This is a genomic window from Streptomyces capparidis (assembly GCF_054782095.1).
This window is the reverse complement of record NZ_BAAGTD010000112.1, coordinates 1-6,321: the sequence shown is the minus strand read 5'-3', so window position 1 is coordinate 6,321 and position 6,321 is coordinate 1. Positions and strand designations below refer to the sequence as shown.

The following is a 6,321-nucleotide window of genomic DNA, read 5'->3' as shown; positions in this document are numbered from 1 at the left end:
GGCGGCGCGGGAGCGGGCGCGGGGGGCGGCGCGAACCCGGGCGCGGGCGCCGGGGCCGCGGGCGGCGCGAAGCCGGGGGCGCCACCCTGCGGCGGCGCGAAGCCGGGCGCCGGGCTCGGCGGGGCCGCGGGCTGCTCCTCCTCCAGCACCTCGCCGCCGAAGTTCTTCAGCAGCGCCTCGAGACCCCCGTCGAAGCCCTGGCCGACGGCGGCGAAGCGCCACACGTCCTTGAGGTAGATGTCGGCCAGCATCACCGCGCGCTCGGTGGTGAACTCCGAGCCGTCGAACGGGTAGCGGGCCACCTCCTCGCCGCCCGCGACCAGGCGGACCCACCCGGGGCCGATCTGCGACATCTGGCCGTTGCCGTCGATGGTCGCGGTGAAGGCCAGCTTGTGGATCTGCGCGGGGATGCGGTCCAGCGTCACCCGGAACGACTGGGTGTCCCCGGCCTGCGCGCCGAGCTGCTGGATCGCCTCCTCGGGCGACTTGGGCTGGTTGAAGAAGATGAAGTAGCGGTCGTCCGACAGCCGTTCGTCGGCGTCGAGCCCGAAGCAACTGATGTCGAACGTCAGGCCGGGCGCGGTGATCTGCACGCCCACGTACAGATCGGTGCCCGCCGTCAGATCACTGATCTTGGCCTTGTGGCCGCGTTGAAATTCCCTGGCCATACGTTCGACCGTCCCCCTCCGAGTGTTCGAATCCGTGGTGACGCAAGAGGCTATCGGGACAACCTGTCCCGTGGGGACGCCGGGCGCCGCTATTCAGTTCCCCGCGCGATGGGGACGCCGGTCGCGGCGGTTCAGTTCCCCGCGCGACGGGGGCCGGCCTCTTCCCCCCAGGCGGCCACCCCGTCCCCGACCCCTTCGCCTTCGCCGGCTCCGGGCCCGTCGTCCTCCCCGGCCCGGGCGGCGGGCAGGGGCGGGTGCGGCAGACGGGCGGCGGCCACCACGCCCTCCAGGTAGCCGCGGGCGCGCTCGGTGCGGGGGTAGGCGGCGAGCAGGGCCCAGAAGTCCGGGCCGTGACCGGGCACCAGCAGATGGGCCAGCTCGTGCAGCAGGACGTAGTCCACCACGTACTCGGGCATGCCCCGCAGCCGGTGGGAGAGCCGGATGCTGCCCTCGGCCGGGGTGCACGAGCCCCACCGGGTGTTCTGGTTGGTCACCCAGCGGACGCCGCGCGGGGCCGCCCGACCGCCGAGGTACTGGGCGGAGAGCCGGGCGGCGCGCTCGGCCAGCGCGTCGTCCCCCAGGGTGCGCCTGCTCTCCTGGGCGGCGAGCTTGTCCAGCATCAGGGACACCCAGCGCTTCTCCTCGGCCGCGGACATCCGGGCGGGAATGAGGACGATGGTGCGGTCGCCCTCGCGGTAGGCCGAGACGGTCCTGCGGCGCCGGGTGCTGCGGCGGACCTCGACCGCGCCCGCGGGCCCGCCGGGCGGGGCGGCGCCCGCGGCGGGCGGCGCGCTCGGCGGCGCGGTCACCGCGGGCGACGGGGAGTGGTCGTCGGGCACGGCACGACGGTACCCGCTGCTGGTCCGGTACGTCCCGCCCCGGGATCCGCCGGTGGACGCGTTGGCGCGTATACCGCCCGGAGCAGCCGAAAGCAGACCGGCGAACTCGGGCAAACACCCCAATTCTCCGGTCATATGACACGACAGTAATCCACAGCCTGTGGATAACTCGTCGCACGATTCCGCCCGGCCGTGCACTCTGGTCGCGGGGCCCACGGCCCGGCGGCCGGATCCGCGGGTCCGGCGCTGCGGCCGGGTCGTGCCCGCGCCCGGGCGGCGCGGGCACCCGCGGTGGGGAGCGGGAACGGTGACGGGAACAGGGGGGTGGTGCGGGTGCGGCCGATGGTCAAGCCCGCGGCGCGGCGGAGCTGGCGGGACCGGGAGACGGTGCAGTTCGGGGTCGCACCGGGATGGACGACCGTGGTCGGCGAGGTGGACCGGGAGGCGGCCCCGCTGCTCGACCTCCTCGACGGTACCCGGGGCCCGGAGCGGATCCGGCGGGAGGCCGAGTGGCGGGGCGTCGCGCCGGAGCGGGTGGCGGGGCTGCTGCGGACCCTGCGGGCCCGCGGGGTGCTGGACGACGCCGCGGCGGCCGGGCCGCTCGCCGCGCTCCCGGAGGCCGAGCGGGAGCGGCTGCGTCCGGACCTGGCCTCGCTGTCGCTGGTGCACCCCGCCCCGGGCGCGGCGGCGGCCCGGCTGGTGCGGCGGGGGCGGGCCGGGGTGCTGGTCCGGGGCGCGGGGCGGGTCGGCGCCTCGGTGGCGGCGGTGCTCGCGGCGGCGGGCATCGGGCGGGTGGAGGCGGCGGACGGCGGCGGGGTCGAGCCGTGGGACACCGCGCCGTGCGGGACGCCGGCGGCCGAGCGGGGGCGGCCCCGCGCCGACGCGGTGCGGTGGGCCGTGCGCGCGGCGGCCCCGGCCCGGGCGGCGCGCTCCGGGACGGGGGTGGACCTGGTGGTGCTCGCGCCGCGGGACGGGCTCGCCGCCCACTGCCCGGATCCGAGGGAGAGCCGGGCGCTGGTGGAGGCGGGGGTGCCGCACCTGTACACGGGGGTGCTGGACGGGATGGGGTTCGTGGGGCCGCTGGTGGTGCCGGGAGCCGAGGGGTCGGCGTGCGGGGAGTGCCTGACCCTGCGGCTGGTGGACGCGGACCCGGCGCTGCCGCGGGTGCTGGCCCAGTTGCGCTCCGGGCGGCCGGGACCGGTGCCCGCCTGCGATGTCGCGCTGGCCACGGCCGTGGCGGGCCTGGCGGCGGTGCACGCGCTGATGTTCCTCGACGGCGGGGTCCCGGCCAGCTTCGCGGGGCGGGTGGAGGTGTCGCTGGCGGACACGCGCACCACGGTGCGCCCCGTGCCGCCCCACCCGGAGTGCGGTGGCGCGTGGCAGGCGGGGAGCGGTTGCGCAACGGTTGGACACGCGCCTGCCGCAGCGAGGGATGCGCAGGTGACAATGGGGGTGGACTGAAGGCAGAGCGCGCAGCGCCCGCCGACCGGAGAGTAGGGGTGCATGACTGATCTTCCGCGCAAGGCGGTGACGCGAACGGCGAAGCTCGCCGCACTGCCTCTCGGATTCGCGGGCCGCGCCACGCTCGGGCTCGGCAAGCGCATCGGGGGGCGTCCGGCCGAGATGGTGGCGACCGAGTTGCAGCAGCGCACCGCCGAGCAGTTGTTCAAGGTGCTCGGCGAGCTCAAGGGCGGCGCCATGAAGTTCGGTCAGGCGCTGTCGGTGTTCGAGGCGGCCCTGCCGGAGGACGTGGCGGGTCCCTACCGGGCGGCGCTCACCAAGCTCCAGGACGCGGCCCCGCCGATGCCGGCGAAGACGGTGCACTCGGTGCTGGCGGAGCGGCTCGGTGCGGACTGGCGGGAGCTGTTCGCCGAGTTCGGCGACACTCCCGCGGCGGCGGCCTCCATCGGGCAGGTGCACCGGGCGGTGTGGCACGACGGGCGCGAGGTCGCGGTGAAGGTGCAGTACCCGGGCGCGGGCCAGGCGCTGCTTTCGGACCTGGCGCAACTGGGGAGGGTGGCCCGGCTGTTCGGGCCGCTGGTGCCGGGGATGGACATCAAGCCGCTGATCGCCGAGCTGCGGGCCAGGGTCTCCGAGGAGCTGGACTACGACCTGGAGGCGCGGGCGCAGCGGGCGCACGCCGAGGAGTTCGCCAACGACCCCGACGTCTTCGTCCCGCGGGTGGTGCACCAGGCCGACCAGGTGCTGGTCACCGAGTGGATGGGCGGGGTGCCGCTGGCCGAGGTGATCGCCCGCGGCAGCCGGGAGCAGCGGGACCGGGCCGGGCAGTTGCTCGCCCGCTTCCTGTTCGCGGGCCCGGCCCGCACCGGGCTGCTGCACGCCGACCCGCACCCGGGGAACTTCCGGCTGCTGGTGGACGACGGCCCGCCCGAGGGGTGGCGGCTGGGCGTGATGGACTTCGGCACCGTCGACCGGCTGCCGGACGGACTGCCCACGCCGATCGGCACCGCGCTGCGGCTGGCCCTGGAGGGGGACGCCGAGGCCGTGCTCGAGCTGCTGCGCGAGGAGGGGTTCGTCAAGCCCACCATCGAGCTGGACCCCGAGGCGGTGCTGGACTACCTGGAGCCGATCATCGAGCCCGCGGGTCAGGAGGAGTTCACCTTCACCCGCTCGTGGATGCGCACCCAGGCGGCCCGGGTCGCCGACCCCCGCTCCCCCGCCTACGCGCTCGGCAAGCAGCTCAACCTGCCCCCGGCCTATCTGCTGATCCACCGGGTCACGCTCAGCACGATAGGCGTGCTGTGCCAGCTCGGCGCCCGGGTCCGGATGCGCGACGAGCTGCTGGACTGGCTCCCCTGCTTCGCCGGCGACGAGGCCTGGGAGGAGTGGGAGGACGAGCAGGAGCCCCCGGTGGCGTAGCCGCCGCGGGGGCGGGCCCCCGGGGCGGGCCGGGTGAGCGCCGCCGCGGGGGCCGCGGATCGAACGGCGGCGCCCCGCCCCCTGGTCGGGGGCGGGGCGCCGCAGGTCACTGCATCAGGGCCACGGCCAGGGCCCGCCGGGCGCGCAGCGAGGCGCGTTCGGCGCGGCGTTGCAGGGCACGGGCCCGCAGCAGGCGGATCACCCTGCGTTGGGACTCCGCCTCGGCGAGGCGTTCCTGCATATGGGCACGGGCGAGGGCTTCTGGCATGAGTTGCATGTCACGGCTCCGGTTTCGGGGCGAGGCTGTCCGGTGTGGGGCGGGGGTGCGGGTGGTGGAGTTCATGGGGACCTGCTTGCGGTGGGGGGTGAGGGGGGAGCGGTTCACGCGAGGGCGGCGTCCTTGCGGGGACGGCCCCGCGGCCGCTTCCGCGGCACCACGACGCCCTGGACGAACAGCTCGCCGCCCCAGACGCCCCACGGCTCGCGCCGGTCCTTGGCGCCCTGGAGGCACTGCTCACGGATCGGGCAGGTCCCGCACAGGGACTTGGCGTACTCCACGTCGGCCGGGGACTCCGCGAAGAAGACCTCGGGGTCGTAGGCCCGGCAGGGGATGGCGGCGCCGAGGCGCTCCACCTCCTCGAACACCGGGGAGAGATCGGTCAGTTGCATCAGGGGCACCTCCGAGGACTCGGCGGGGTTGATCGCGGGGACGCGAGCGGTGGACGGGGAGTGCTGCGGGTTCACCGGATGCACGGTTGTTCTTCCTCGTCGTTTGTCTCATCCGGCTGGCGTGCCGGATCTCTTGTGGTGTCCGGGCCCCCGCCGGGTCCGGCCCCTTCCCGACGTCTCGTCGGTGGGGGGCCGTCCCGGCGGGATGGCCCTTCGGCAAACAGAAGGGCCGCGGATCCCGGTGGGGGTTCCGCGGCCCTGAAGGTGCCGACCTGATGCGCGATCAGGCTGGATCTCTCCAGGGTTGGAGCCCGCGGAAGGCCCTCGTGGTCTGCTGCGTACGGGTGGTGAAGACGGCATCGCCCTCGGTGAAGGACGAGTCGCCCAGCCACTTCGCCTCGACGCCGGCACCCTTGGCCGCGACATAGGCATGCGCCTGTGCCACTGCCTCCGGTGCCTGGATCGGTCGCTCGGCACGCTCACGCACGGCGGAGCCGGCCATGACGGCACCGCTCGGACGGAGGCCGGCGAAACCGGCAGCGCCGAACCCGGACAGACCGGTGCCGTCGGACATGACGGCACGCGACGCCAGGACGCGGTCCGGGCAGGCGGCGACGACAGCCATGCTGCGGAGTTTCAGGTTTCCGGTCACTGTCCTCGCCTCCCTTCGGCGCTTGCGGAGCCCCGGGTACGGGGCTCTGGAGTGGTGCACCCGCTACACTCGCGGACGCTCTGCCAGTACATCACGGTTCCCACGGCTTTTGAAGCTGCCGCCGTAACCGTGTTCGGAAGGCTATGGGGATCTCGTCGGCGGGCGCAAACTATTTTTCCCGAGATTCCCCGTCAGTTTTCGCCCGCCGCCCGCCCTTCGCCCTCAGCCGGCTCCTGACCTGCGCAAAGAGCGAGCACATCGGCTCCGTAGCGGTCGAGTTTGGCCCGGCGGACGCCGGGGACGGCGGCGAGCTCGGCGAGCGAGGACGGCGGGCTCTCGGCGATGGCGGTCAGCGTGGCGTCGGTGAAGACGCAGTAGTCGGGCAGCCCCTGCTCCCCGGCCCGCTCCGCCCGCCACACCAGCAGCCGCTCGTACAGCGCCTCGTCGAGCTCCGCGGGGCAGTCCGCGCAGCGGCGCAGCTTGCGCTCCACCGCGTCCGACAGCGCCCTGCCGCACACCCGGCACTTCACCGGGCCGCGCCCGCGCCCGCGCGCCGCGGGCTGCCGCCCGCCGCCCGCGGCGCCGCCCGCCGCCGGCCCGGCGCCCGGCCCCC

At 75.3% G+C, this 6,321-nt stretch carries 8 protein-coding genes; 2 read left to right on the top strand and 6 right to left on the bottom strand.

Annotated features, from left to right (window positions below; all coding sequences use genetic code 11):
- Both ACYVO2_RS37050 and ACYVO2_RS37045 read right to left on the bottom strand, forming a co-directional pair.
- On the bottom strand, nucleotides 1–668 hold a 668-nt coding region (locus tag ACYVO2_RS37050; protein ID WP_461012530.1), incomplete at its 3' end, for a TerD family protein.
- A 131-nt stretch (nucleotides 669–799) separates the two neighbouring features.
- On the bottom strand, nucleotides 800–1,477 hold the full coding sequence (locus ACYVO2_RS37045; protein WP_461012531.1) for a M48 metallopeptidase family protein: 678 nt from the start codon (nucleotides 1,475–1,477) through the stop codon (nucleotides 800–802).
- 372 nt (nucleotides 1,478–1,849) lie between these two features.
- On the opposite strand from ACYVO2_RS37045, the gene ACYVO2_RS37040 reads away from it, so the two are divergent.
- Nucleotides 1,850–2,968: a ThiF family adenylyltransferase gene (locus ACYVO2_RS37040; protein WP_461012529.1), complete on the top strand. Its 1,119-nt coding sequence runs from the start codon at nucleotides 1,850–1,852 to the stop codon at nucleotides 2,966–2,968.
- Nucleotides 2,969–3,010: 42 nt separating this feature from the next.
- Complete coding sequence (locus ACYVO2_RS37035) at nucleotides 3,011–4,387, top strand: ABC1 kinase family protein (protein WP_461012528.1); 1,377 nt, start codon at nucleotides 3,011–3,013, stop codon at nucleotides 4,385–4,387.
- A gap of 106 nt (nucleotides 4,388–4,493) precedes the next feature.
- Here ACYVO2_RS37035 and ACYVO2_RS37030 read toward each other — a convergent pair whose 3' ends face one another.
- The 4 genes from ACYVO2_RS37030 to ACYVO2_RS37015 form a co-directional block, all read right to left on the bottom strand.
- Complete coding sequence (locus ACYVO2_RS37030; protein WP_461012527.1) at nucleotides 4,494–4,772, bottom strand: hypothetical protein; 279 nt, start codon at nucleotides 4,770–4,772, stop codon at nucleotides 4,494–4,496.
- On the bottom strand, nucleotides 4,769–5,140 hold the full coding sequence (locus ACYVO2_RS37025; RefSeq protein ID WP_461012526.1) for a WhiB family transcriptional regulator: 372 nt from the start codon (nucleotides 5,138–5,140) through the stop codon (nucleotides 4,769–4,771). The genes ACYVO2_RS37030 and ACYVO2_RS37025 overlap by 4 nt, the downstream gene beginning before the upstream one ends.
- A gap of 199 nt (nucleotides 5,141–5,339) precedes the next feature.
- Entirely contained in the window at nucleotides 5,340–5,708 is a 369-nt protein-coding gene (locus ACYVO2_RS37020; RefSeq protein WP_461012525.1) for a hypothetical protein, read from the bottom strand.
- Nucleotides 5,709–5,899: 191 nt separating this feature from the next.
- A partial coding sequence (locus ACYVO2_RS37015) for an HRDC domain-containing protein (protein ID WP_461012524.1) occupies nucleotides 5,900–6,321 on the bottom strand: 422 nt, incomplete at its 5' end.

What these genes read in the sequence shown, in the direction of transcription:
- ACYVO2_RS37035 (WP_461012528.1), top strand. Translation starts at nt 3,011, where the DNA reads ATGACTGATCTTCCGCGCAAGGCGGTGACGCGAACGGCGAAGCTCGCC.
- ACYVO2_RS37040 (WP_461012529.1), top strand. Translation starts at nt 1,850, where the DNA reads ATGGTCAAGCCCGCGGCGCGGCGGAGCTGGCGGGACCGGGAGACGGTG.